The organism is Bradyrhizobium sp. GW821-FHT12B03, assembly GCF_058807535.1.
In genome coordinates this window covers 376,905-401,908 of record NZ_JBXAQU010000005.1, presented here as the reverse complement: position 1 = coordinate 401,908, position 25,004 = coordinate 376,905, and the positions used below count along the sequence as shown (strand labels likewise).

At 66.1% G+C, this 25,004-nt stretch carries 20 protein-coding genes and 1 pseudogene; 6 read left to right on the top strand and 15 right to left on the bottom strand.

The window, feature by feature from the left end:
* A pseudogene (locus AC1RUR_RS13385) lies at positions 1-158 on the bottom strand (flagellin); the annotation flags it as partial.
* 320 nt (positions 159-478) lie between these two features.
* On the opposite strand from AC1RUR_RS13385, the gene flbT reads away from it, so the two are divergent.
* Entirely contained in the window at positions 479-919 is a 441-nt protein-coding gene (flbT, locus tag AC1RUR_RS13380; RefSeq protein WP_492844619.1) for a flagellar biosynthesis repressor FlbT, read from the top strand.
* Positions 920-1,019: 100 nt separating this feature from the next.
* Here the strand turns inward: flbT and AC1RUR_RS13375 are convergent, their stop codons facing one another.
* The 9 genes from AC1RUR_RS13375 to AC1RUR_RS13335 all read right to left on the bottom strand — a co-directional run bounded on the left by AC1RUR_RS13375 (position 1,020) and on the right by AC1RUR_RS13335 (position 14,631).
* Positions 1,020-2,519: a pyridoxal phosphate-dependent decarboxylase family protein gene (locus AC1RUR_RS13375; protein WP_492844617.1), complete on the bottom strand. Its 1,500-nt coding sequence runs from the start codon at positions 2,517-2,519 to the stop codon at positions 1,020-1,022.
* Entirely contained in the window at positions 2,516-3,769 is a 1,254-nt protein-coding gene (locus AC1RUR_RS13370) for an ATP-grasp domain-containing protein (protein ID WP_492844615.1), read from the bottom strand. The genes AC1RUR_RS13375 and AC1RUR_RS13370 overlap by 4 nt, the downstream gene beginning before the upstream one ends.
* A 1-nt stretch (position 3,770) precedes the next feature.
* On the bottom strand, positions 3,771-5,414 hold the full coding sequence (locus AC1RUR_RS13365; protein ID WP_492844613.1) for a hypothetical protein: 1,644 nt from the start codon (positions 5,412-5,414) through the stop codon (positions 3,771-3,773).
* The gene (locus tag AC1RUR_RS13360; protein WP_492844611.1) at positions 5,404-6,186 is read right to left on the bottom strand and encodes a hypothetical protein; all 783 of its coding nucleotides are present in this window, start codon (positions 6,184-6,186) and stop codon (positions 5,404-5,406) included. The genes AC1RUR_RS13365 and AC1RUR_RS13360 overlap by 11 nt, the downstream gene beginning before the upstream one ends.
* 71 nt (positions 6,187-6,257) lie before the next feature.
* The gene (locus tag AC1RUR_RS13355) at positions 6,258-8,141 is read right to left on the bottom strand and encodes a flagellar protein (RefSeq protein ID WP_492844609.1); all 1,884 of its coding nucleotides are present in this window, start codon (positions 8,139-8,141) and stop codon (positions 6,258-6,260) included.
* 21 nt (positions 8,142-8,162) lie between these two features.
* Entirely contained in the window at positions 8,163-10,046 is a 1,884-nt protein-coding gene (gene flgK, locus AC1RUR_RS13350) for a flagellar hook-associated protein FlgK (RefSeq protein WP_492844607.1), read from the bottom strand.
* A 35-nt stretch (positions 10,047-10,081) separates the two neighbouring features.
* A complete protein-coding gene (locus AC1RUR_RS13345; RefSeq protein WP_492844605.1) occupies positions 10,082-12,334 on the bottom strand; it encodes a flagellar hook-basal body complex protein in 2,253 nt (750 codons plus the stop codon).
* 239 nt (positions 12,335-12,573) lie between these two features.
* The gene (gene msrB / locus AC1RUR_RS13340; protein WP_492844603.1) at positions 12,574-13,086 is read right to left on the bottom strand and encodes a peptide-methionine (R)-S-oxide reductase MsrB; all 513 of its coding nucleotides are present in this window, start codon (positions 13,084-13,086) and stop codon (positions 12,574-12,576) included.
* A gap of 87 nt (positions 13,087-13,173) precedes the next feature.
* A complete protein-coding gene (locus AC1RUR_RS13335; protein WP_492844601.1) occupies positions 13,174-14,631 on the bottom strand; it encodes an NAD(P)/FAD-dependent oxidoreductase in 1,458 nt (485 codons plus the stop codon).
* A gap of 194 nt (positions 14,632-14,825) precedes the next feature.
* Here AC1RUR_RS13335 and AC1RUR_RS13330 point away from each other — a divergent pair, with 194 nt between their 5' ends.
* The 3 genes from AC1RUR_RS13330 (at position 14,826) to AC1RUR_RS13320 (ending at position 16,333) form a co-directional block, all read left to right on the top strand.
* Positions 14,826-15,356: a SixA phosphatase family protein gene (locus tag AC1RUR_RS13330; protein WP_492844599.1), complete on the top strand. Its 531-nt coding sequence runs from the start codon at positions 14,826-14,828 to the stop codon at positions 15,354-15,356.
* A gap of 74 nt (positions 15,357-15,430) precedes the next feature.
* Positions 15,431-15,856, top strand: a complete 426-nt coding sequence (locus tag AC1RUR_RS13325; protein WP_492844597.1) for a universal stress protein — start codon at positions 15,431-15,433, stop codon at positions 15,854-15,856.
* A 15-nt stretch (positions 15,857-15,871) separates the two neighbouring features.
* Positions 15,872-16,333: a hypothetical protein gene (locus AC1RUR_RS13320; protein ID WP_492844595.1), complete on the top strand. Its 462-nt coding sequence runs from the start codon at positions 15,872-15,874 to the stop codon at positions 16,331-16,333.
* A gap of 1,024 nt (positions 16,334-17,357) precedes the next feature.
* Here AC1RUR_RS13320 and AC1RUR_RS13315 read toward each other — a convergent pair.
* Positions 17,358-17,594: a DUF1127 domain-containing protein gene (locus AC1RUR_RS13315; protein WP_492844593.1), complete on the bottom strand. Its 237-nt coding sequence runs from the start codon at positions 17,592-17,594 to the stop codon at positions 17,358-17,360.
* 185 nt (positions 17,595-17,779) lie between these two features.
* Here AC1RUR_RS13315 and AC1RUR_RS13310 point away from each other — a divergent pair, with 185 nt between their 5' ends.
* Positions 17,780-19,123, top strand: coding sequence for an aminotransferase-like domain-containing protein (locus AC1RUR_RS13310; RefSeq protein ID WP_492844591.1), 1,344 nt, complete (start codon positions 17,780-17,782; stop codon positions 19,121-19,123).
* A gap of 71 nt (positions 19,124-19,194) precedes the next feature.
* Here the strand turns inward: AC1RUR_RS13310 and AC1RUR_RS13305 are convergent, their stop codons facing one another.
* Both AC1RUR_RS13305 and AC1RUR_RS13300 read right to left on the bottom strand, forming a co-directional pair.
* Positions 19,195-19,794 (bottom strand): YdcF family protein, encoded by a 600-nt coding sequence (locus AC1RUR_RS13305; RefSeq protein WP_492844589.1) that lies wholly within the window; start codon positions 19,792-19,794, stop codon positions 19,195-19,197.
* A 62-nt stretch (positions 19,795-19,856) separates the two neighbouring features.
* A complete protein-coding gene (locus AC1RUR_RS13300; protein ID WP_492844587.1) occupies positions 19,857-20,444 on the bottom strand; it encodes a hypothetical protein in 588 nt (195 codons plus the stop codon).
* 79 nt (positions 20,445-20,523) lie between these two features.
* Here AC1RUR_RS13300 and AC1RUR_RS13295 point away from each other — a divergent pair, with 79 nt between their 5' ends.
* On the top strand, positions 20,524-20,958 hold the full coding sequence (locus tag AC1RUR_RS13295) for a hypothetical protein (RefSeq protein ID WP_492844585.1): 435 nt from the start codon (positions 20,524-20,526) through the stop codon (positions 20,956-20,958).
* 4 nt (positions 20,959-20,962) lie between these two features.
* On the opposite strand, the gene AC1RUR_RS13290 is transcribed toward AC1RUR_RS13295, so the two are convergent.
* Both AC1RUR_RS13290 and AC1RUR_RS13285 read right to left on the bottom strand, forming a co-directional pair.
* Positions 20,963-23,362 carry a bifunctional diguanylate cyclase/phosphodiesterase gene (locus AC1RUR_RS13290; protein ID WP_492844583.1) on the bottom strand — a complete coding sequence of 800 codons (2,400 nt, stop codon included), beginning with the start codon at positions 23,360-23,362 and terminating at the stop codon, positions 20,963-20,965.
* 119 nt (positions 23,363-23,481) lie between these two features.
* Positions 23,482-24,891, bottom strand: coding sequence for an MFS transporter (locus AC1RUR_RS13285; protein WP_492844581.1), 1,410 nt, complete (start codon positions 24,889-24,891; stop codon positions 23,482-23,484).
* Positions 24,892-25,004 lie beyond the last annotated feature (113 nt).

The following is a 25,004-nucleotide window of genomic DNA, read 5'->3' as shown; positions in this document are numbered from 1 at the left end:
AGCGACTGTGCCGTGAAGAAGTTGGTGGGATTGTCCAGGGCCGAGTTGACGCTCTTGCCGGTCGACAGACGGTTCTGCGTGGTGGCGAGGAGGTCAGCGGTGGACTGGAGGGAGAGCAGGTTCTGACGAACCGATGCGGAGAGAACGATACCTGACATGACTCTGTTACCTTTCTGGTAAACGACGCTACTGTTACGCGTCTGCTTGGATCGAGATTGACCCAGCGACCGGCGGACCCTGGCGCCGAGACCTCTAACGAAACATGAAATGAAACCCGTGCTTTTGCCGGGTCGTGCGTGATTCGGCCGGGGAAGCCCCGCACATCGCCGCGCCGCCACACGGATACGACATTGGAAAGACTGAGCTTTTTCGTGCAAATGCGGGGGATTTACAGCTCGTTAACTAATTCCGAGCGAGAATCACGCTCTAATCAGCCGCAACGAGCGCTCGGTTACGAAAGCGTTGATGGAGAACAGCCATGGCTCTCAAGGTCGAGCTCAAACCGCACGAACGCATCATCGTCGGCAACTCGGTGATCACCAACACGGACCAGCGCGCCCGCCTCTTGATCGACGGCGAGAACGTGCCGATCCTGCGCGAACGCGATATCCTTACGCCGGAGACCGCAGACACGCCCGCCAAGCTCGTCTATTTGGCGGTCCAGCTCATGTATATCTCGCCGGACCCGCAGACGCAGCACGGCACCTATTTCAACCTCGTGCGGGACATCGTCACCGCGGTGCCGAGCTCCTGGCCGATCATCGAAGCCATCAACAACAACATCCTCAACGGCGACCTCTACCGGGCGCTGAAGGATGCCCGCAAGCTGATCGCCTATGAGGAGAAGCTGCGGGGCCAGTACGAGGCCACTCATCCCAAGGCGGAAGCGGACAAGGACGACGTCAGCACCGCCGCATGACCATCGGCTTTCGCGCGGCCGAACCGCGCCAACGACAACGGCCCCGGATCATCTCCGGGGCCGTTGTCGTTTCAGCTGTCGTTTCAGACTTGCATCGGTGCTACTGCGCTGCGAGCGGCGGTGCCTCGACCTCGACCATACCTTCGCCAACCCGCCGTGTGCCAAAGTCCAGCACGGCGGCAACCAGCGCATCGATGTCCGCTTCCTCGGTGCGGTGATTGACGATCGCGGCACGGATCGCGAGCTTGCCGTCCAGCGTCGTGCTTGATGGCGCAGCTATGCCGGACTCCTGGACATCGGCGACGATCTCGCGATTGACCGCATCATTGGCGCGGTAGCGAAAGCAGACGATGTTGAGGTTCGTCGGCGCCAGCAATTCCAGCCGCGGTTCGGCCAGAACGCGCGCCTCCAGATATTTCGCCAGCGCGCAGCTTCGTGCGATCACCGCACCCATCCGGTCGGTGCCGAACGTCTTCAGCGTGAACCAGGTCTTCAGCGCGCGGAAGCCGCGCGACAGGTCGGGACCGAGATCGCAAGGCCAGACCGCGCCCGCAGCAAGTCCCCTCGCCTCGCGGCTCAGATAGGCCGCCGGCTGCGCAAAGGCCTGCCGATGCTGCTCGCCGTCGCGCACCAGCAGGAAGCCGGCGTCGTAGGGCACCTGCCCCCATTTGTGAAAGTCGAGCGCAATGGAATCCGCAAGCTCGATGCCGCCGAGCAGCGGCGCGAGTTCGGGCGCCAGGATCGCGAGCGCACCGAAAGCACCGTCGACGTGAAACCAGATTCCTTCCTCGCGGCACAACTCCGCGATGGCCTTGAGGTCGTCGATCGCACCGATATCGACCGTGCCCGCGGAGGCGACGACGAGGAACGGCTTGAAGCCGACCTCGCGATCGACCACGATCTGCGCACGCAATGCGGCGACGTCGATGCGATGATCGGCATCGACGTCGATCTTGCGCAGCGCATCGGTGCCGAGCCCGGCAATGTCCATCGCCCGCGAGACGCAACCATGCGCGGCCCGCGACGTGTAGGCGGTGAGCAGCCCGCCGTCATTGCCGATGCCGTATTGCCGCGCCAGCGTGCCGAGCGCAGCCGTGCGTGCCACCAGCACCGCCATCAGATTGGCCATCGACGTGCCCGTGACGAAGATGCCGCTCGCGCTGTCCGGAAACGCGAACAGGCGGCGCATCCAGTCGACGATCTGGCGCTCGACCTCGATCGGCATGTGGTCGCGCCCGCCGAGGTTGGCGTTGAGGCCTGCGGCGAGCATCTCCGCGAGCATGCCGACCGCCGTGCCGCCGCCATGCACCCAGCCCATGAAGCCGGGATGGACGTTGCCGGTCGCATAGGGCGCGACGTGCTCGGCGAATTCGCGATAGACGTCGGCGAGATCGCTGGCCTCGCGCGGTACGTCGGCCCTGAACGCCGCGCGGACGTCATCGGGGATCGGCTGCCACACCGGACGCGTGCGAACGTTGGCGATGCCGTCGATCGTCTCGTCCAGCATGCGATGGGCGAGCGCGCGAAACGCGCTCCAGTCCTGCGGGTCGAGCGAGGTGCCGGTGGCCGCGGCCTGCGTCTTGCGGACGATCTCGTTCATGCTGCACTCCCCTCGCCGGCCTTTGCGTGCCGCGACAGCATCGCCGTGAACGCGGCGAAGATCTTGCGCATCTGCGGCGGCTTGTATGGAAACACGGCCGGCGGATCCATGTTGTGCACGACGGCGGTGTTGTCAGCCTCGAACACAAGCAACTCGCCGTCCTGGTTCTCGGCGCAATCGACGATGAAATAGTCGAGGCCGACGCGCCTGCTCATCTCGTCGAGCGCGCTCTTGTGGCGCGCGGTGAAAGCGTGGTCGAAGTCGAGCATGAAGACGGCTTCCTCGGCCCGCTTCTCCTCGCTGAACGCCATGTAGGCGTTGAGATACCAGATGTCCCAGCGGTCGGCGATCGCCATGTGGCAGGCGTAGGGTTTGCCGTCGACCATGGCGAGACGATATTTGCGGTAGAGCCCGTCCGGGCTTGCATAGTCGACGAAGCGCGCGACGAAGAAGTCCTGCTCTTGCCGCTCGGCGAGATAACCAGCGAGCGCCGCAGCGTCGTCGATCTTCGCAAGCCCGACGCCGGCATGCGTGCCGCGCGGCCGCACGATCATCGGAAAGTGCAGCTCGCCCGTGATGTCCGCGCAAACGATCTTCGCTTCCGAAAGATCCGACAATTGCGCGCGCGTGGCGTGGACGGTCGCGGGGATGTCGAGACGGGGGATGCCCGCCAGCAGCCGATACAGCTTGTCGCGATCGAGATTGCCGATGAGCTCGGGGCGATTGAGCAACGGCCGCGGCCAGTGCGGGGCGGCCCGTTCGATGACGGCGAGCGCCTCGCGGCATTCCTCGGAATCGGACGCGACCACGATGGCGACGTCGTGCTCGGGCAATGTCTCGGGCAGGCCGACGCCCTTGACCACGTACAGCGTCAGCAACTCGATATCGGAGCCTTCGAGCAGGAATTCGATCGGGGTGTTGCCGCCCATGTCGATGTCGGCCGCCAGCGCGAGCACGCGCAGGCCGGGTTTCGGAGCTGCGCAGGGCGTGCGAAACAGCTGGTGGAAGGCGAGCACCTCGGTCTGGATCACGAGCCCGGCCTCCTTCTCGCCGAGAAGCTGGGCAATCAGCGACAGATCCAGGCCTTCGCCCGCCTCCGCCGTCCCCTCCGCGATCCGCGCCAGAAGCTGCTCGCGCAACGGGTGCAGATTGCCGCCCTCGAAGGCCCGGCGCGTCAACTGCGCAAAGCCGATGCGGTCGGAATAGTCCGGCGCGGTCGTGCCGTTCGGCGCTGAAACGGGATGCAACATCTTAGACCTCGAGGACAGACTTTGCCGGCGCCGCCGTGACGCGGTCAAGCAGCAACTCGATCTTCACCAGAACGTGGGCGATGCGATCGAGGATATGCTGCAAATTGCGTTGCGCTTGTGCGCCGTCCGCCGACCAGGCCTCGGTGACGAGCCGCGCACCAACGCACAAGCGTAGCACGGCCTGCGGCTTGCCGCCCGGCGGCTCGAGCCGCACCGGCTGGCCGACGAGGCAGCGTTGTGCGGCAACCTGCCGGTCCGCCGCGCTGCCGTTGATGTCGTCGTTCATGTCGCGCGCCAGGGCGCGATGCACGGCACCGGACTCGGCGATGGAGACCGGCTTGCCGTCGCGCAGCAGCGTGAACGGAAAGATCGTGCCTCGCGCGAATTCCTCGTCGTCCGCCCCGGACGACTGGATCGCGGCCGGAACGGCCTGAAGCGACGGCGACAGCGCGATCATGCTGTCGATGCCGGCCGCGAGCTCGGCCAGCGCCCTCGCGCGAAATGCGCCGGGCACGGCGTAGTAGCTGCCGATCTCGCCGAGCGCCGCCTCCCAGCGCAGCCATTGACCGAAATTCGGCCGGCGCTCGAAGCGTGAGCGCAGTCCCGTCCAGGCCTTCGGCCAGTCGCTGCGGCCGGCATAATCGAAGAAGCCCGGCGCGATCTCGCCGACCCGGTCGAGCGACCGCGACAGGCCTTTCGGCACCAGCAGCGCGCCGCTGAAGGCGGGGCCGCCGAAGAATTTCGAGCCTGTCATCAGCACCAGGTAGCCGCGATCGAGATAGGAGCGCAGCCGACGGCGGCCGAGCCGCGCCTGGCAGGCATCGACGACGATCTGGACCTTGCCGGGCCAGCGTCGCGCGATCTCATCGAGGCAAACCACGCTCGGCGCGCGCCAGCCGAGTTTTGACGAATCCATGACCTGCAACAGAACGCGCCGACCTTGCGCGAGGCTGGTCTCCACCGCGCGCAGCACCGCTTCATCCGCATCCGTGCGCATCGCAATGCCGGGCGTCGTACCGAGCAGCGGCACCGCGACGCTGTCGCCGGCAAGCCCCGCCACCGCACCGTCCTTGCGCACCGCAAGGCCACTCGCCGTCATCGTGCTGAAATGGTGCCCGCGTGCGGTATGGACGGTCCCGCTGCCGGTCTGGTCCGTGCCGACCACGATCGTCACCGGCGGTGCGCCGAGCACCGCGCGCGCCAGGAACAGGGCGTGAAGCTGGGAGTCGGTGCCGGACGGCGAGAACACGATGTCGACGCGCGGCGAGAGCTGGAGATGACCGCGCAACGCGTCGCGCATCTCCTCACAGCGCGCGTCGAAGGCGACCTCGACCTCGTCGAACAGGCATTTGTGCATCAGCTCTTCGCGCGCCAGCGCGGCGCGGTCATAGGCCGCCTGCGAGATCACGGACGCGGTCGAGGACGCGAAATTCCAGATTTCCGGCTCCGGCGAGGCCGCACAGCCATAGGCGTTGACGCGGTCGATCGGATCGAGCGTCAGGCGCGGATCTCCGCCGGAGACCAGCAGCGTGTCGAGCGGCGTGAAGAGATCGCGCAAGCGATAACGCGAGCCGCCGTCCGACGCTCGCTCCGGGTCTGTCAGACGGGATGCGCCGGCGCTCATCCCGAAAGACTCACGCCGCATCGGCCGCCGCCGCGGGCGCCGGTGCGAATTGCGAGGTGATGTCGCCGTGGAACACCGAAGGTCCGACATGGTCGAGCGAGCTCTGGATGTCGGCCCAGATCTCGCCGCCGATATCGGTCCAGCGCTTGCAGAAGGCGAAATCCTCGGAGAGATACGTGCCGGTCGCCGGATCGATCATGCATTCGAACAGCGCGAACCGGTTCTGGCTCGCCGCCAGCGTATCATGCGAGTGCTCACGGAAGAATTGCAGGCTCGCGTAGTCCGGATGGCGGCACATCGCCTCCAGCACGTGGCGGCGGATCATCAGGAAGCCGGTGCCGGCGTAGCGCACGCGGGTGAAGCCGTTGACCACGACGATGCGGTCGGGATCCTCGATCTCGAGCACGTAGTCGAGCGAGGCGGCCGGCACGTCGGCACGGCCCGCCTCGATCGCCCGCTTCGCCTTGTCCCAGTTGACCCGCTTGATCGGATAACAGCCGGCAACGACGTCCGCGCCGCATTCGATCAGCCGGAACACCTGCTCCGGCTTGAACCCGATATCGGCATCGATGAACAGGAAATGCGTCGCCTTGGGATCGTCCAGGAACATCGCGGCCAGATTGGCCCGCGCACGCGTGATCAGCGCGTCGCCGTCGCGCAGCAGCACCTTGAGCTCGAGATTGGACATGCCGTGCACGGCGCGCTGGAGCGCGAAGATCGAGCTCGCATAGATGCTCGACACCTGCCCGCCGAAGCATGGCGTTGCGACCACGAGTTGCATCTTGTCCGACATCGACAGCTCCGCCCCGCTCCAATCCTCACCAAGAGGTAAACAGGCATGGTTAACGGCGCCTTAACGCGTCCTTACAGGAACTTGACGAGCGAGAGCTGCGCCAGGTTCGAGGTCACCTGGTAGGACGCCTGGAGCGCGTTCTGGAGCGCCAGGATCTCGCTCGCGACCTGGTCGGGCGAGGCCGATTCCGCCTGGTCGATGATGGTCTGGAGCTGCGCCTTGGCCTGGGTCTGGCGCGTGCTCGCGTCCTTCATCGTATTCTGGGCCATCGCGATGTCGGTCTGGATGTCCTCAATACGCTGCTGGCCGGGCTGCTGGGTCAGCGCCTGCGTCACCCGCAGGCTCAGCGCCGAGACCTGCCCGCCCGAATACTGCCCGGTCGGCGAGGTCGAGAACGTCCCGAACACGGCGGTCGCCTGCAACTGCCGCCGGATCGCATCCTCGTCGGCCTGCGCGCCATATTGCACCGTGACGGAATCGTCGACCCGCGCCATCGCAGTGGAGCGCGCCGAGCCGGGCCCGTCATTGCCCTGGTACCATTTCACGGTGTTGGCCGAGCCGTTCACCAGCGTCGTCGCCGAGCTTGCGGGCGAAGAGCCGACGCGCAGCGGCGGCTGCGTCGCGGTGACCGGCGTCGCGCCGAAACCGAGCGAGGCCAGCGCACCCGTATTCGAGCTCGTGATGTTCAGGCTCGCCGCATCGTCCGTGTTGATCGTGATCGACCCGCCATGGATCGTCGACGGCTTCGAAGTCCCGGTGATCTGGTCGATCTTGCTCATCAGGGTCTGGATGCTGTCGCCGACATTGAGCTGGTTGCCGGTCGCGCCCGAACTGACGAAAGTGAGCGTGGTGCCGTTGACGGTGATGGTGTCGCCGGCGACGAAGCCCGGCGAAATCGAGTCCGAGGGGCTCGCGCCGGACAGCGCCGTCGCGCCGGTCACCGGCGCCGGCGTCGCCGCCTGGTTGTTGACGGGCGTGCCGATCGCCGAGCTTGCTGTGTTGAAGAAGTTGTCGCCGGCGACGATCGCGGACGCCGCCACCAGCGAGGTGTTGGCGAGCTTCGTGATCGCGGTGTTCAGCGCGGTGTTGAGGTTCGTCGCCGTGTTGTTCGGGTTGACGGGGGTGCTCGCGTCGATCGCAAAGCTGCCGAGCGGCGTCGGCGTCTTGGTCGATGCGGTCAGGTCGATCTGCTCGGTCGTGCCGTCCGGCAGCGTGAACTGGATGCTGAGCTTGTCGCCGTCGCTGGGATTGTTTCCGTTGAGATCGACCGAGAACGACACCGGCGAGCCGCTCGGACCGGTGACGGTCGCGCCGGTCAGCGTCGAGGAAACCGCCTTGATCTTGAGCCCGAACGGCGATCCCGCCACGTCCTCCGACACCTGCACCGAGCTGGGCGTCGGCTGCGTCTGCACCAGCCGTCCCATGCCGTTGGCACCGAGATCGGCGGATTGACGCTCCGCCATGACGGTCTTGAAGCCCGCCTGTGTCGTGGTGCCGTTGATGATGTCGCCGGCATCCGCGACCGACTGCGTGTTGAAGGCGGTTCCGGAGAACAGATAGCGGTTGCCCGACTGGGTGTTGAGGACGCCGACCATCGAGCCGAACTGCGCGGCTGCCGTGTTCTGCGCGACCGTCTGCCCGTTGACGTTGAGATCCTGCGCGGTGTTGGCCGAACCGGTCTGCACCGTGTTGCGGATCGTCGTCAGCGCCTGGAGCGCGGTATTGGCGAGGTTGATGTTGACGTTGACGTTGGTGATCGTGTCGGTATAGGCGGCGATGTTGGAGAGCTGCGCGCGCCCGGCGATCGCAAAGCCCTCGTTGGTGCCCATGCCGGAATAGTTCTGCGACAGCTTGCCGGTCGAGAGCTGCGTCGACAGGTCGGTGAGCTGCTGATTGATGTTGCGGATCTGCGATCCCAGAACCGACGAGGAGTAGTTGATGCTGCTGATCGACATGTTTCAGAGCCCTGTTACTTGTTACACTTGAGCCTGGAGCAACGTGTTCATCATGCCCTGCACCACCGACATCACGTGGGCGTTTGCGGCATAGGCATTCTGAAGCTGGATCAGGTTCGACATCTCCGAGTCCAGGTTGACGCTGGAGGTCGAGTTGAATTTCGCCTGGAGCGTCGAGACCACGACGCTCTGGCCCTGCTGGAGCTGGGTCGCCTGGGTCGCCGCGTTGCCCTGGATGCTCAGGAACTGCTGGAGGTAGTTCGAGACGCTGCCGGTGAAGGGCTGGTTGGCAGAGCCGAGGCCGGTCGTCGGCGAATAGGAGAACACCGTGTTGGTGAGCTGCGAATAGAGATAGTCCGAACGCGTGGTGTCGCCCGCGGGCGTCACCGGCGAGGTGTTGTAGACGGACAGCCGCGTGGGATCGCTGACCAGCTGCGTGTTCACCGCGATGCGCCCGGCAAGGCCGGTCATCTGCGAGCCCGATGCCGTGATCGCGCCGGTGTAGAGCGCCTGCCCGCCGTCGGTGAACACCGCCAGTTGCGGGCTGCCCGAGGTCAGCGACGAGATCGTCTTGGTGGTCGAGGCCGAATTGACCTTGGCAAGGCCGGTGTTGTCGTCGGTGACCCGCAGCGTCGTGGCGGTGGCCGGCGACGGAGCCGCGGAGAATGTCAGGTGCGTGCCGTTGAGGGCGGTGTTCAGCGCAGAGGCGATCGCGCTCATGCCACCGGAGAAGTTGACGCCGACCCGCATCGGATTCGCATTGGTGGCGTTCTGGAGCGGCAGCGCCGCCGGGTCGGTCACGTTGACGAGCGAGATCTGGCGCTGGGTGTTGGTCGTCGTGTCCGTGTAGGTGATGTTGATCGTGTTGCCCGGCTGCGCACCGGCAAGATCCATATCGAAACCGGCCGGCGGACCGGAGACGGTGCTGCCGGCCGTGGTCTTGTCGGACAGCGCGCTCGACATCGTGGCGGCGAGCTGGTCGATCTGGTTCTGCGCCTGCACCAGCGTCTGGTCACGCAGCTTCAGATCGGCCGCGATCTGGCCGGACGAGACCACGTTGTTGGCGACGACGTCGACCTGCGAGCCGTTCGGGAGCCTGATGTTGAACGCACCGACCCCGGACTGGGCCGGATCGATGTTGTAGAGCGACGTCGCCGACAGCGCGCCGGCGGACGCAAAGGTGAATTGCGAGGCGAGCCCGGCGCCGACGAGCTGGATGCCGGTCGTGGTGTAGATGTTGGCCTGGTTCGAGCCGTCGGTGGTGACGCGGACGTCGACGTATTTCGACAGCGTGTTGATCGCCTGGTCGCGCTGGTCCATCAGCGTCGCGGCGGACGGATCGGTGGCCGACAGGCCCTGGAGCTTGGTGTTGATGTCGGCGATCTGGTTCATCGCCGCGTTGGCCTGCTGCGCCGAGGTGCCGAGATCCTGCTCGACGTTGGAGCGCAGCGACTGGATGCCCTTGGTGGTGACGTTGAGCTGCTGCGCCAGCGCCTGCGCCGCGCCGAGGGCAACGGTCTGCGCCGACGACGAGCCCGCGCTGGTCGACAGCGCCTGCAACGCCGTGGTGAAATTGTTCAGCGCGGTTTCGAGCGTGCCGCTGTTGCCGGGCGTGCCGTAGACATTCTGAAGCTGCTTCAGAATGTTGGCCATCTGGTCGGCGTAGCCGCTGCCGCCGGTCTCGGTGCGCAGCTGGTTCAGCACATAGCTGTCGAGCTCGCGGCTGACGCCGGTCGTCATCGCCGTCGAACCGAAGTCGCCGGTGGTGACCTCGATCTGGTTCGGCGTCTGGACGACGTAACCCGGCGTCTGCGAATTGGCGACGTTCGAGGAGACGATCGAGAGCGCGGCCTGGTTGGCACGCAGACCGCTCATCGCACTGGCAAGGGCTGAACTCAAACCCATGTGTACTTACCGCCTTTGGTTACGTCGCGCCCCGATCAGCGCAACACGTTCAGCAGGTCCTGCACCATCGAGTTCGCCGTCGTGATCACCTTGGTGTTGGCCGAATAGGCCTGCTGGGTCACGATCAGCTTGGTGAACTCGTCGGCGATGTCGGTGTTCGAGCCTTCCAGCGACGAGCCGCTGATGGTGCCGGAAGCGCCGTCGATCGCAGGTCCCGACTGTTCGGTCGCAGCATAAGCGCCGCCGTCGAGGGCCTTGAGGTAGTTGGTGCCGTTGAAGTGCGACAGCGACACCTGTGCGAGGTCGAGGTTCTGGCCGTTGGAGAAGGTTCCGACCACGAGGCCGTTGTTGTTGACGGCGACCGAGCGGAGCTGACCGGCGGCGTAGCCGTTCTGGGTGATGGTGTTGATGGTCACCGCGCCGCTGGTGCTGGCATATTGCGTCAGCCCGCCCGAGGAGATGTTGAAGGAGACGGAGCCGAGCGTCTGGCCGCTGACACTGACATTGTTGATGGTGATGCCCGAGCCGCTCGGCGAAGTCAGCGAGCCGTCGGCAGCGAAGGTGAAGGCCTGTCCGGTGTTGACCCAGCCCACCGTCGTGCCGGTCGCATTCGGATCGGTCTGGTAGAACAGGTTCCAGCTATCGGCGTGACCGGCGCCCAGCGACGCGCTGTCGGTCTTGGCCCAGCGCAGCTGCAGGTTCACCGGCGTGCCGGCGGCGTTGTAGGCGGTCACCGCGCCGCCGCTGATCGATTCCTTGGTGAACGTGGCGATGTCGTTGCCGATCACACCGCCGGTGCCGGCGGTGCCGCCGCCGTCGCGGTTCTTGGTGATGGTCGAGGTGAAGCCGAGCGCGGCGAAGGCCGCGCTGTTGGAGCTGGACACCGACAGGTTGGAGACGGTGCCGGTGTTCAGCGAGATCACACCGCCGCTGCTGACCGCCGATCCCGACGCACCGGAGAGCGCGTCGATCTTGCTCAGCAGGGTCGTGATGTTGTCGGTGATGTTGATCTGGTTCGCGCCCGAGGCGCCCGAGGCCATGAAGGTCAGCGTCTGGCCGTCGACCGTGATGGTGTCGCCGGCTGCAAAGCCCGACGAAAGCACCTCGGCACCGCCGGCAGTCGCGCTTCCGCTCAGCACCGTGGCGCCGGTGATCGCAGGCGAGGACAGCACGTTGCCGCCGCGCGTCACGCTGCTGATGCCGAGGGCCGTGGCTGCCGTGCCGCTGTTGACCGCCACGTCGGTGCCGGTGCCCGTCGAGATCTGGATGTTGCCGCTGGCGGAGAGCGAGGCCGTGACGCCGGCGCCACCGGCGGTCTGAATCGCGTTCAGGATGCTGGCCACCGTGGCCGTCGTGCCTGCGCCGAGACCGATCGTGGTGTTGCTGCCGACCGTCGCGACGGTCGTGCCGCCGTTGAAGGTGATCGTGTTGCCGTTGATCGTCAGGGTCTGGCCGCTCAGCGCGGTGAGAATGCTGGACGCAAGATGCGTGCCCACGGTGTTGTCGAGGGACGTGGTGGTCGAAGCCACCGCGGAGGAGTTGTTCTGGAGCGCAACCGTGCCGGTCCCCGTCGTCGACGAATAGGCCGAGCGGATGTTGCCGGTGGCGGCCGCGCCGGACACCGTCGCGCTGGTATAGGGCGCGGGCGGCGTGCCGACCGGCAGCGGATTGGCGGAGAAGTCGGACGGGTTCAGGCCGCCGGCCGCCAGCAGCGTGCCGCTCGCCGCGGTCGAGCTCGCCGCCGTGTTCGGCTGGGTCGGCAGGTTCGCCGCGTACTGGATCGAGGTGGTCGCCTGCGCCGGGATGAAGTTGTTCTGGAATTTCAGGACCGTCGCCACGTTGCCCTGCGGGTTGCCGGTCTTCGGGTCGACCGTGACGCCCATCAGATAGTAGCCGGCGCCGTTGACCAGGTTGCCGTTGGCATTGAGCTGGAAGTCGCCGCGACGGGTGTAGTAGGTGACGCCGCTGAACACCGGCACGTTGTCCACGATGCCGGTCGCCTTCTGGATCGAGAAGAAGCCGTCACCGGTGATCGCCATGTTGGTGGCGACGGTGGAGGACGAGATCGTGCCCTGGGTGGTGATGGTGGCCTTTGCGTTGGCCGTCACGCCGCCGGCGACCTGCTTGCTCGGCACCGAGGCGTCGGGAATGAGATCGACGAAGCTGGTCCCGATGCCCTTGTAACCGGTGGTGGATGAGTTCGCGATGTTGCCGGAAATGTTCTGCAGCGCGTAGGACTGCGCCTGCAGACCACCCACCGAGGTGTTCATTGCATCGAAGATACCCATAACTTTGTCTCCAAATCCGATCTCGGCGGCCGGTCGACCAGGGCCGCAGTCGGGGGAGACAGTCGCAAGGGCTATGCCAATGCAGGTATTCTCATGAAATCAATGACTTAAACAGGCAGACCCCGGTCGGTTGACCGGGGCATAGTTGCCGAGCCGGCAACAATTGCCGGGATAGCAAAGCGTTTTCGAGCGAAGTGGCGGCCGGTTCGCGTGAAGAAAACGCGTCAAATCAAAGAGCCTCAAGTTGCCGATGCCGCCGCGGGGTGGAAGACCAGCCCGAAACCATCGATGCAGTAGCGCAATCCGGTCGGCTTGGGACCATCGTCGAAGACATGGCCGAGGTGGCCGCCGCAGCGCCGGCAATGCACCTCGGTGCGGAGCATGCCGTAGGTGCGGTCCTCGGTCTTGCCGACATTGCCCTCGATCGGCTGGTAGAAGCTCGGCCAACCCGTGCCGCTCTCGAACTTGGTGTCGGACGCAAACAGCGGCAGGTCGCAGCCGGCGCAGGCGAAGATGCCCTTGCGATGCTCCTTGAGCAGCGGGCTGGAGCCCGGCCGCTCGGTGCCGTGATTGCGCAGGATCTCATATTGCTGCGGCGTGAGCTGGGCACGCCATTCGGCCTCCGTCTTCTGGATCTCGAACTTTTCCGCGGCCTTCTCTCCGGCCTCGGCAGGTGTCCCTCTCAACCAGCGAAAGGCCGAAAGGCCGAACAGGCCGGCGACAGTCGTTAGCAGGATGCGGCGGTCAAACATCTCATTCTCCGTGCGCGGGGAGTCCCACGCCCTGAGATACGGGTTCTAACGGCCGACGTTACACTTCCGGGCGGAGTTTTTCTCAACTTATTGCGAGATGCTGCCGTCGTGCGAGACCGGTTCCGCGCCTTCGGCCTTATGTTCCGGCGGAGGCGCCGGCCGTGGCCGGACACCGGGCGGCGGACGGCGCGGACCGGTGCCGGCGGCCCGGTTGGCTTCGGCCAGCCGCGCCTCGCGTTCCCGGTCCTTGACCCGCGCCCGCTCCCGGTAGCGGGCCAGCGTGCCTGCGGCGGCGGAGCTCGACCTGCCCCAGATCCCGACCAGCTGGCCGGCGACCCGCCCGGTGGCGCCGCCCGCCCAGACCAGCTCGAACGGCGAAAACAGCCGCCAGCGCTCGTCGCCCCACAGGATGCTGCGCGCGATCATCTGCCCGGCCATGGCCGAGGTGTTCATGCCCTGGCGGCCGAACCCGCTCGCCACCCACAGGCCTTTGCGCAACTGGCCGATCTGCGGCATGCCGTGCACGGTCTGGCCGGTGGCGCCGCCGAACATCTCTGTGATCTCGACGTTGCCGAGCTCAGGGAAGATCGACTGGATCCGCCGCCTGACGCTGCCGGCAAAGCGCTGCGGCCGCGCCGCCCAGGTGGTCTCCGGGCTCTCCCACATCAGCCGGTCGCCGTCGATGATACGGAAATGGTCGACGCCGTCGGAATCCATCACCGATCCCTTGAAAGCGATGATCTCGCGCACGCGCTCGCCGAGCGGCGCGGTGATGCCGGCATAGCGCCAGACCGGCAGCAGCGTCTCCGACAGGCGCCGCAAGGGCGCGCCGAGATGGATATTTCCCGCAAGGACAATATGTGTCGCGCGCAGCCGCGCCGAGGGCGTGACGATGCGCTTGCGGATGCCGGAATGGTCGATGCTGACGACCGGCGTGTCCTCGAAGATACGCGCGCCCGCGCGCCGCGCCAGCGCCGCCAGGCCATGCACATATTTGCGGCCGTCGACCTGGAACGCTTTGGGGTAATAGACCCCGTGGAAATAACGATCGGTCTTGAGCACCGCGCGGACGCGATCGGCCTGCCAGCCCTCGACCTCGGTGTCGAAATCCTCGCTCAGCATCTGCAACCGGCTGATCAGCCGGTCGCCGGCATCGACATTGGAGACCTCCAGCACCCCGTCGCTCCGGGCGATTCCCGGCATGTTCTCTTCGGTGGCATTGGCGCGGACGAACTCGGCGCCCTCCTTCGACAGCGTCCACAATTCGCGCGCGTCCTCGAAGCCGATGCGCTCGATCAGCTCGGTGAGCGGCAGCGCAAAGCCCGGCATCACGGTGCCGAGCTGGTTGCCGGAGGCGTTCCAGCCGATATGACGCCCCTCCAGCACCGCGACGCTGGCGCCGAGCCGGGCCGCCTCCAGCGCGATGGTAAGCCCGGCGAGCCCCGCCCCGATCACGCAAATGTCGGCATCGAGATCGAATGACAGTCGCGCGCGGTCGCGAAAGCCGGCTTCTTCCTGGGACACGCTTGTGAAAGTCTCGCTCATATCGTTTTCTTAGAGCATGATCCGGAAAAGTGTGCAGCGGTTTTCCGAAAAGATCATGCTCAGACAATAATTTAAAGCGCGATGACGATTCGTCCCAACCTCGTCGCGCTTTGGTCAACCGATCGGGCGCTTGTCACCTTGTCCTCAACGGGCGCCTGTAGATTATCCTGGACGTGTAACGATTCGAGAGTGCCATGCGCCGTTTGATGCTGCTGCGTCACGCCAAGACCGAGACCGACGCGCCGAGCGGCCGTGACCAGGATCGCCGGCTCGACGACCGCGGCCACAAGGATGCCGCCGAGATCGGCGACTGGATCGCCTCCCATCCCCCCTTCCCCGATACCGTGCTGGTGTCGCATGCCGTCCGTGCACGGCAGACCTGGGACATCGCCTGGGAGACGATGAAGGACCGCGTCGCAGCGCCGCAGGTGGAGGTCCTGCCGGAACTCTACGGCGCCGATCCCGCGCAGATCCTGGAATCCATTCGCACTGCAACCATCCCGGGCGACCCGAAGCAATTGCTGCTGGTCGGCCACAATCCCGGCATGCACGAGATCGCCTTGATGCTGATCGGCGGCGGCGATCCGGCCGGCGCCAAGGCGCTCGCCGACAATCTGCCCACCGCGGGGCTTGCGATCTTCGACTTTGACGTCGAGGATTGGGGGGACGTGGCCTACCGCCGCGGCAAGCTGGTACTGTTCGTCAGCCCCAAGTTGCTTCGATAGCTAAAGGCTGCTTCGATCGGGTTGATCGCGCGACGGGCCGGCAAGACGTCCTGACCGGAAGACTGGAGGCGCAGATGTTCAAGTCCATCCTCGTGCCCATCGACCTCGCCGACACCGACCTCGCCAAGCCGGCGATCGCGACCGCGGCAACGCTGTCGCAGACCTGGAGCGGCACGGTGCGCCTGCTCAACGTGCTGCCGATGACGCCGGTGATGCTGGCCGAATACGTGCCGGCCGATTTCGACGAACAGCAGCGCCAGACCTCGGAGGAAGCGCTCGCCATCGTCGCGCGCGAATCCGGCATCGATGCCTCCCACATCTCCAGCGTGGTCCGCCAGGGCGGCATCTACCACGAGATCCTGGAGGAAGCCGTGCACATGAAGGCCGATCTGATCGTGATGACATCGCATAGGCCTGCGATGCGCACCTACTTCCTCGGCTCCAACGCCGGGCACGTGGTGCGCTACGCCAAGTGCTCGGTGCTGGTGGTCAGGCACTGAGCTCGGAGCAATGCCATGAAGCAATGGTGGCGGAGATGGACCTACGAGGTCCCGCTCGCGATCGGCGATGCGTTATGGGAAGTGCTGGTCGTGCAGCTGGCCGCGCTGCTGGACAGACTGACGGTGCGGAAGGTGATTGCCTTCATCCCCATCGCGATCATCGTATTTGCCTACTACCACAGGATCCCGATTCCGCCGGAGCTGATGCTGATCGGCGACTTCCTCGCCTACATCGACATCTTCTCGGTGCTGATCCTGGTCGGCATGCTGAGCCGCGTCACCACGATCCTGTTCGTCGTCAAACAGGCCGCCGCGCGTATTGCCACGTTTGCGGGCAACGTCGCTGCGCACTTGCGGCATCTGGATGCCCGGCATCGGCGCCAACGCGGCGCCGCGACAAGGCCTCGCCGCACGCCCGGCCGGCCCGAAGAGGATCGAGCTCTCGGCGGAGCATGGGACCAGGCCGCCTTCGCCTGATCCATCCACGCGCTTGAAGCTTGTAGCCCGGATGGAGTGCAGCGATACCCGGGACCGGTTGCGCGCGAATCCCGGATATCGCGGCGCTCCATCCGGGCTACGAGATCTTGCGTTGCCCGTCGGGCAAAACACGCCAGCAATGGGTCCATACCGCGCGGCGAAAATATTCCACTTTACCGAAATTCGGAAACGGCATATGTGTCGCCTCACTCCGGCCCAAGGAAGAGGGGCGTATCGCGATCGTCGCGAACGCGGGCCGGGCGGCGGTGGACGTGGGCCACATCGGTGCGAACAGCGTCGCAGGGCGGGCAACCGTGAGCGACGACCTCGCGCCAACGACAGGTGTGGCTTGCGTACGGCAAAATCGTGTGGTCCTGACGCCCGGGGTCTGTGCGTCAAGTGTTGCGGTGATGTGGCGGCCCGACCGGGCGCGCGCATCAGCCATCCGCAAGGCGACGGGGGCAATAGTGCATCGCTCCCCGGGGAGAGCACGACATAAGCCGTAAGCCCACTGCGCAGGGAAGGCCGGGATGTCCCGGCTACACCTGTATGCCGCTGTGCAGATTTCTCACTGCAACTTCGCACAGTGGACCGCGGGTGCCAGCGGGCTCCCGGCCTTCCCTGCGCCCTCTTTCATTGAGGGCAAGGCGATGAAGCAAAGCTCGGGCGAACTGCGCCGCGAGAGCGTGAAGGTGTGTCTGCAATGAAGATGTGTCTACAATGAAGATGCGAGTTGAAGTGGCGACGCCATCACCCCACACTCCGTCATTGCGAGCGCAGCGAAGCAATCCAGAAATGCATCCGCGGAGGGATTCTGGATTGCTTCGCTGCGCTCGCAATGACGATGTGGGAAACAGCTGCGCACCAAACTTCGGTCTCGTGCCCCGGACGCAGCGCAGCGCTATTTCAGCGGTGCGCTGCAGAGCCGGGGCCTATGTTGCAGCGAACGCTTGGCTTCCTGGGTCCCGGCTCTGCGCAGCAACGCTTACGCGTTGCAGCGCGTCCGGGACACGAGCGAAGCGTCTCACAGATACCGCGACAGCTCGGCCTTGAACTGGCCGTAGACCGCGTCCTCGATCTGGCTGCGGTTGATCCCGATGTCGCGCAGGGCGCGGTCGTCGAGTTCGTTCAGCGTCTTGACGGCGGAGCGGCGCTCCAGGCGGTCGAACAGCGCATAGGCGGCGGTGACGAGCGTGCCAAAAAATCCGCCCGACGAGGATGGGCGTAAACTCCGCCCGGCAGTTTGCGAGATCGTGGTCATTTTTCTTCTCCGGCCTGTTGTCCACGCGGCGAAGCGGATGCCGTTGGCGCAAACGCTGGAAGCGTCTGCACCTCATTTGCCATCGGATTGCTCTCGCTTTCCTCGGCTCAATCGCGGACCTTGATGGAACTTAAATGCTCCAGTACATTGCTCGGAGCAAGGAAAACATTGCTCTCGGTGCAATAATGTCCAAGTTCGAGTACGTGAAGCTTGCCGATGCCATTGCCTCGGATATCTCTAACGGCACGTTAAGGCCGGGCGACCGGCTGCCGCCGCAGCGCAATTTTGCCTATGACCGTGGCATCGCGGTCTCGACCGCGAGCCGGGTTTATACGGAGTTGCTCCGCCGCGGCCTCGTGGTCGGCGAGGTCGGCCGCGGCACCTTCATCTCCGGCGCCATCAGGCGCGAGGTCGAGGCGCTGAGCGAGCCGCGCGATGCGCGGATCGATTTCGAGGTCAATTATCCCCTGCTGCCGCAGCAATGGGCGATGATCGCCAAGAGCCTTGCGGGGCTCGAGCGCGTCGACGCGCTCGAATCCGCGCTGCGCGTCTCGACCAGCACGGGCACCAAGAGCGCGCGCAATGCGGCCGCCGCCTATCTCGCGCGCAAGGATTTCACGCCGCAGGCCGAGCAGATCGTCTTCACCGCCAACGGCAAGCAATCGCTCGCGGCCGCGCTTGCTGCGCTGGTGCCAACGGGCGGACGCTGCGGCGTCGAGGCGCTGACCTATCCTTACGTCAAGAGCATCGCGGCGCGGCTCGGCATCACGCTGGTCCCGATTCCGATGGACGAGTTCGGCGCGCGGCCCGATGCGATCCAGAAGGCGCATCGCGAGGCGCATCTGTCGGCACTCTATCTCCAGCCCATCATCCAGAACCCGCTCGGCGTCACCATGAACGCGACGCGGCGCGCCGACATCGTGCGCATCGCCGAGAAGCTCGATCTCACCATCATCGAGGACGCCGTCTACGGCTTCCTCGCCGACGACACGCCGCTGGCCGCGCTCGCGCCGGACCGCTGTATCGTGCTCGACAGCCTGTCCAAGAAGGTCGCACCGGGCCTTGCGCTCGGCATCCTCGTGGCGCCGCCGCATCTGCGCGAGAGCGTGATGGGCGCGGTGCGCACCGGCGGCTGGATCGCCTCCGGCCATGCGCTCGCATCCGGACAGCGGCTGATGGCCGACGGCACCGTCGCCGAGCTGACGCGGCTCAAGCGCATCGACGCCGCGCGCCGACAGCAGACCGCGGCAAGGCTGCTCACCGGTTACCAGCACGCCGCCGACCCGCGCTCCTATCATCTCTGGCTGACCCTGCCGCCGCACTGGCGCTCGCAGACCTTCGTGGCCGCCGCCGCCCGGCGCGGCATCGCGCTGACGCCGTCCTCGACCTTTGCCATCGCGCATGGTCACGCGCCGAACGCGGTGCGGCTCGCGCTCGCCCCGCCCACCTTCGAGCAGCTCGATTCCGGACTGCGCACGCTCGTCTCGCTGCTCGGCACCAAGGAAGAGGATTTCGACTCGACGGAGTAGCGCGAGCGTTTTCCTGCGAAATGGATACCGGTTCGCGTCAAGAAACCGCGTCAAAACCAGAATCTTGCCCGTCAGCCCTCCGGCCATTCCGCGATGAAGCCCCGCGCCTTGTACGGCTCGATCTTGTCCCATTCATGCAGGACCCGACGACGAAATTCGACATCGGTGTGCCAGAGCGCGCGCGGCGTCGCAAAGCCGTCGACGGTGAGCAGCATCTTCTCGACCTCCGGCCAGTGCCGATGCAGCGTCATCGGGTAGCGACGCGCAGTCCAGGTGTTGCCGAGGCAGATCACGCTGCGGATATTCTGCAGCCCAAGCGCCGCATCAATGACCGGCAGCGAGAAGATCACGTTCTCGCCGGTGTTCATCGCGCCGTGCTCCTCGAGGATCCGGTCCTCCGGAATACCCGCCGCGGCCATCGCCGCCTTGATGACGGTGCACTCGGATTGCTCCGAGCCCGGCGTCACGCCGCCGCTGACAATCGACCAGCGGAACAAGCCCTCGCGCCACAGCCTTGCGGCGGTGTCGGCGCGCAGTGCGACGTCCTCGCGGGTGCCGAACATGAACAAGAGATCGGCCGGCCGGAGCGGCGTGTCGATCAGGTGCGTGCGGTTGATCCTGGCGATCTCATCCGCAGCAGGAAGGCGCGTGCTGCGATCCAGGGCTGGCATGACCGCAAGATGCGACACCGACGCAAGGCAGCGAAGTCACGTTTGATTGCGGCCGATTGCAGCTAAGGCAACAAGGACCTCGGCACGCGATCGAAGCTGTAGCTCTGCGGCTGGTTGCGCCGCACGAAACCGCCGACCTGCCAGGCGAACAGCGCGGCAAAGCCGAGGATGAACAGCGCGCCGGCGAACGCGCCGATCATGAGCGCGCGGATCAGGAGCCCGGTCATCGCCACCGTCAGCACCGCCATGAACACCAGCACCGCCGCATAGGTGTTGCGGCCGAGGCCCGCGGTCAGCGTCGCGCGGCTGCCCGCCTTCGCCATCCGCGCATGGAGCTCGATGATGAAATCGCGAAAGCCGTTGTCCTGCGGCGCCATCAGCGCCGCGGTCTGCCAGCTCGTCGACAGGATCCTGATGCGGCCGCCGCCGCTGTGGCTGACATCGGCGCGAAAGCGGTGCTGCTGCATCGACACCGGACGGAACGACAGCCTGACAGCGCTGATCTCGTCATAGCGCCACAGGCCGGACCGGCCGGCGATGTGCCATGAGAGACCCTCGTCGGTCAGCTCGAAGCGATGCGCCGAGCCGATCAGCGACGCCTTGTAGGCGTAGCTCGCGCCCGAAGCGCCCTGCGCGTCCGAAACCTGCATCGTCCCAATCAATCCCGTCCGCGCAATCCCGCCTGCGACCCGCTTGCGCGGTCGCCCTCGCCCATCCTACAAGCGGGGCATGGCTGAGACGACCTTTTTTCCGCGCCGCCTGATCCTCGGTGCCGCCGTGATCTCCGGCGTGCTGCTCGCGCTCGCGGTGCACATGCTGGGGGCGCGCTACGGGCTCGACCTCGGCGGTCTCTGGCACTCCGACTCGCATGAATTCATTCCGGCCGGCGCTGCGATCGCCTGGTGGCTGATCGCCTCGGTCGGCTTCTCCGGCGGCTATTTCACGGCGACATTGATGCAGAGCGCGGCCGACGGCCAGATCCCGCAACGGATGCGGCAATTCCTGATCGCGGTCGGCGTGCTCCTGCTTGCGGGCGCCGGCCAGGTGGCCTCGGCGCCGAGCCCGGTCCCGACCGTCTCGGGCGTGCTGGCCGGGCTCGCCGCGCTGAGCCTCGGCGCGGTGATGGCGTTCTGCGGGGCGCATTTCGCGCTACGCCGCGGCTAACCCCTCAAGCCGACGCGCGCAGCCGCGGACGCTCCAGCATCAACGCCACATCCGAGGCAGGCCGCGGCTTGCTGAACAGATAGCCCTGGGCCTGGGTGCAGCCCTCGCGCCTGAGCAGCTCGAGCTGCGCGTCGTTCTCGACGCCTTCCGCGGTGGTGACGATGCCGAGGCTGCGCCCAAGCCCGGTCACGGCGCGGATGATCGCCATGGAATCGTCGCGCGTCGCCAGCTCCGACACGAAGGAGCGGTCGATCTTGATCTTGTCGAACGGGAAGCTGCGCAAATAGCTCAGCGACGAATAGCCCGTGCCGAAATCGTCGAGCGAGATCCGCACGCCCATGGCGCGCAGCTCGTGCAGGGTGGTCAGCGTCGCCTCGCTGTTCTGAAGCAGCACGGATTCGGTGATCTCGAGCTCGAGGCGGCTCGCCGCGAGCCCGGACGATGCCAGCGCCTCGGTCACGGATGCGATCAGATTCGGGTTCTTGAACTGCACCGGCGACAAGTTGACGGCGACGTCGACATCGTCAGGCCAGGTGGCCGCGTCGGTGCAGGCCGAGCGCAGCACGAATTCGCCGAGCTGGACGATGAGCCCGGTCTCCTCGGCCAGCGGAATGAAGCTGATGGGGGCGATCAGGCCGCGCTGCGGATGGTTCCAGCGCAGCAGCGCCTCGAAGGCGACGACGCGGCCGCTGGCGACGTCGCGGATCGGCTGGTAGTACGGCTGGAACTCGTCGCGTTGCAGCGCCGCGCGCAGATCCATTTCCAGCAGACGCCGCGCCTGCGCGCGCGCATCCATGCCGGTCTCGAAGAAGCGGTAGGTGCCGCGGCCATCCGCCTTGGCGCGGTACAGTGCGAGGTCGGCGTTCTTCAGCAGCTCATCGGGATTGCTGCCGTCCTGCGGCGACAGCGAGATGCCGATCGACACACCGATGACGATCTGATGGTCGTCGATCTGGTAAGGCGTCGAGATGACCTCGACGAGGCGCCCGGCAAGCGACCTCGCGGCGGCTTCCTCCGACCGTCCGATCTGGACCACGGCGAATTCGTCGCCGCCCAGCCGCGCCACCGTATCGCTCTCGCCGACGGTGGCCTTCAGCCTGCGGCCGACCTCCTTGAGCAGGGCATCGCCGATGGGATGGCCGAGCGAGTCGTTGATGTCCTTGAAGTGATCGAGATCGAGACAGAGCACGGCAAGCTGGTCGTCCGACTTCGCCCGGAGCAGTCCCTGCTCGAGCTGCTCGTGGAACAGCACGCGGTTCGGCAGACTGGTCAGCGCGTCATGGCGCGCCATGTGCGAGATCTTCGCCTGCGCCTCCAGCCATTCGGTGATGTCCTCGAAGGTCGCGACCCAGCCGCCGCCCTGCATCGGCTGGTTGACGACCCGGATGGAGCGGTCGAAGCGGTTGACGACCTGGCTGGTCGTGCGGCCCTCGCGCGCGTCGGCGACGAGGCGCGAGAAGAATTCATCCGCATCGCCCTGCCACTGCCCCTTGGCCTGCTCTTCCCGCAGCACGTCGACCAGCAGGCGGCCCGCGAGTGCGATGTCGGTGCGACGAAGCATCGCCGCGTAGCGCTCGTTGAACAGCATGATCTTGCCGTCCGCGTCGAACATGCACAGTCCCTGCGACATGTTCTCGAGCGCGGTGTCGAGCACGACCTGCTGGCGTCCCAGTTCGCCCTTGGCGCGGCGGTCGAGCACGGCCGCTGCGAGCGCAATCGCGATGATCGCGGCGGCGGCGCTGGCGGTGAGGACGGACAATGAGGCCGGCGGGATCGACAGACCGCTGATGATGATCGCAGGATCCGGCGTCAGTTCCACGGCGCCCATGGCCGTGAAATGATGAGAGACGATGGCAACGGTGAGCAGGACCGTCGCGCCGAGCGCATTCGCCAGGCTGTCGCGTCGCCCCGCGACGACCAGCGCAAGCGATCCAAAGACGATGCCGAGGACGATCGAGGCCGTCACGGTGCCGGTCGCCCAGCCGATACGCGCGGGAATTTCCAGCGCCATCATGCCGGTGTAGTGCATCGCCGCAACGCCGCTACCAACGACGGCGCCACCGAGCGCAACCGGGATCGTCCGCCTCGCCGACACCGCGATGCTCAACCCGACGAAGGTAACCGCGATCGCAAAAATCAGCGACAGCACGGTCACCGGAACGTTGTAGGCGCCGCCCTCGCCAGGCCCGTAGGCCTGCATCGCGATGAAATGGGTTGCCCAGATGCCGCAGCCGGCGACGATGGCGTCAAGCGCGATCCACGATACGCGAGCACCCCCGCTCGCCGCACGCGCACGGTAAAACAGGCTGGTCGCCGCCGCACTCGCAAGCAGGCACACCGCGCCGCCGAGCGCGACCAGACGCCAATCATGCTGGTCCGTGAGACAGTAGAGAACTTGATACATTGCCGGCCCCTATCGACCGGCACTTCAACCGACAGAGATGGATAGTCGGTAACCGGCTATGCGCTGGTTCGGCAGATGGTGAATGGAAGATGTGTGCGTTCGCTCACATTGTTCATCGTTCATCCGCGCGAGGGCGCGCCGATCCCGATCACGGCGGCAGCGAACAGCAGGACGATGGCCGATACCGCCAGCGATGCGTGCAGGCCGGCCATGAATGCCCCTTCCGAGGCCACCAGCGAGCCGAACAACGCAACGCCCAGCACGCTGCCGGTCTGCCGCGTCGCATTCAGGACGCCCGCCGCGATGCCGGAGCGGGCCTTCTCGACGCTGCCCAGCAGGGTCGAGGTCAGCGGCGGCACCAGCAGCCCAAGTCCGCCGCTGATCGCGATCATCTGTGCGCAGATCATCCAATAGCTGGTGCCCGCCTCGATCCACAGCAGGCCGAGACACCCGAGCGCCGAGATGCAGGCGCCGACCACGATGGTCGGGCACGGCCCGATGCGCTCGGCGAGGCGCGGCGCCAGCAGATTGACCGGGAGTACCGCCGCCATCATCGGGACGAAGGCGAGACCCGTCCACCAGGCCGACAGGCCGTTGATCCTCTGGAAGTACAGGCTGAGCACGAAGATCAGGCCGTAGACCGCGACGTTCACGAGCAGGCCGACGACCGCGGCCAGGGTAAACAGCCGGTGACCGAACAGGGACAAGGGCAGCATCGGCTGCGCCGCACGGCTCTCGCGCCAGACGAACAGCACGGCCAGGACGAAGGCCGAAGCGAAGGCCGAGAGCACGGCCGGATGGCCCCAGCCAAGCGCGCCCCCCTCGATGATTGCGCCGGCAAGCGCCCCCAGCGCGCCGATTGCCGCGATCTGGCCGGGCAGATCGATCTCGCGCGAGGGCGCGCGCGTGGTCTCGGTCGCATAACGCCAGCTCAGCCAAAGGCCGACGAGGCCAATCGGAAGGTTGACCAGGAAAATCGCGCGCCAGCCGACCAGCGTGATCAGCGCGCCGCCGACGAACGGGCCCGCGGTGAGCGCAAGGCTGGCTCCGGCGGCCCAGATCGCGACGGCGCGGCCGCGGGCGCGGTCGTCCGCATAGGCGTGATTGAGCAGCGCGAGAGAATTCGGGACCAGGATCGCCGCTGCCAGCCCCTGGACCAACCTTGCCGCGATCAGCACGGCCGCGTTCGGCGACAACGCACAGGCGAGCGAGGCCGTGGTGAAGATGGCGAATCCGGCCATGAAGACGCGCTTGGCGCCGATCCGGTCGCCGAAGGCGCCTGATGTCAGGATGAAGGCGGCAAACGCGATGGTATAGGCGCTGACCACCCATTGCAGCTCGGCAACACCGCCGCCAAGCGTCCGGCCCATCGCATCCAATGCGGTGTTGACGATGGTGACGTCGAGCTGCACCACGCCATAGCCGAGGCTCATCGCGGCGAGCGTGAGGGAGGTCGCAAGACGCGAGCCGACGCGCCGCGCGTCGGCTCGGTCGTCGAAGGCTTCATATTTGATGGTGCTTGCTCGCATGCTGCCACCTCGATTGCAGCCCCATGCGACATATAGACTTGCGGCCCGCCACCATGTTTCGACAATGGCCGAAGGATAGATGCGCGACCTGCGGGCGCCGCGCAGCCGAACCG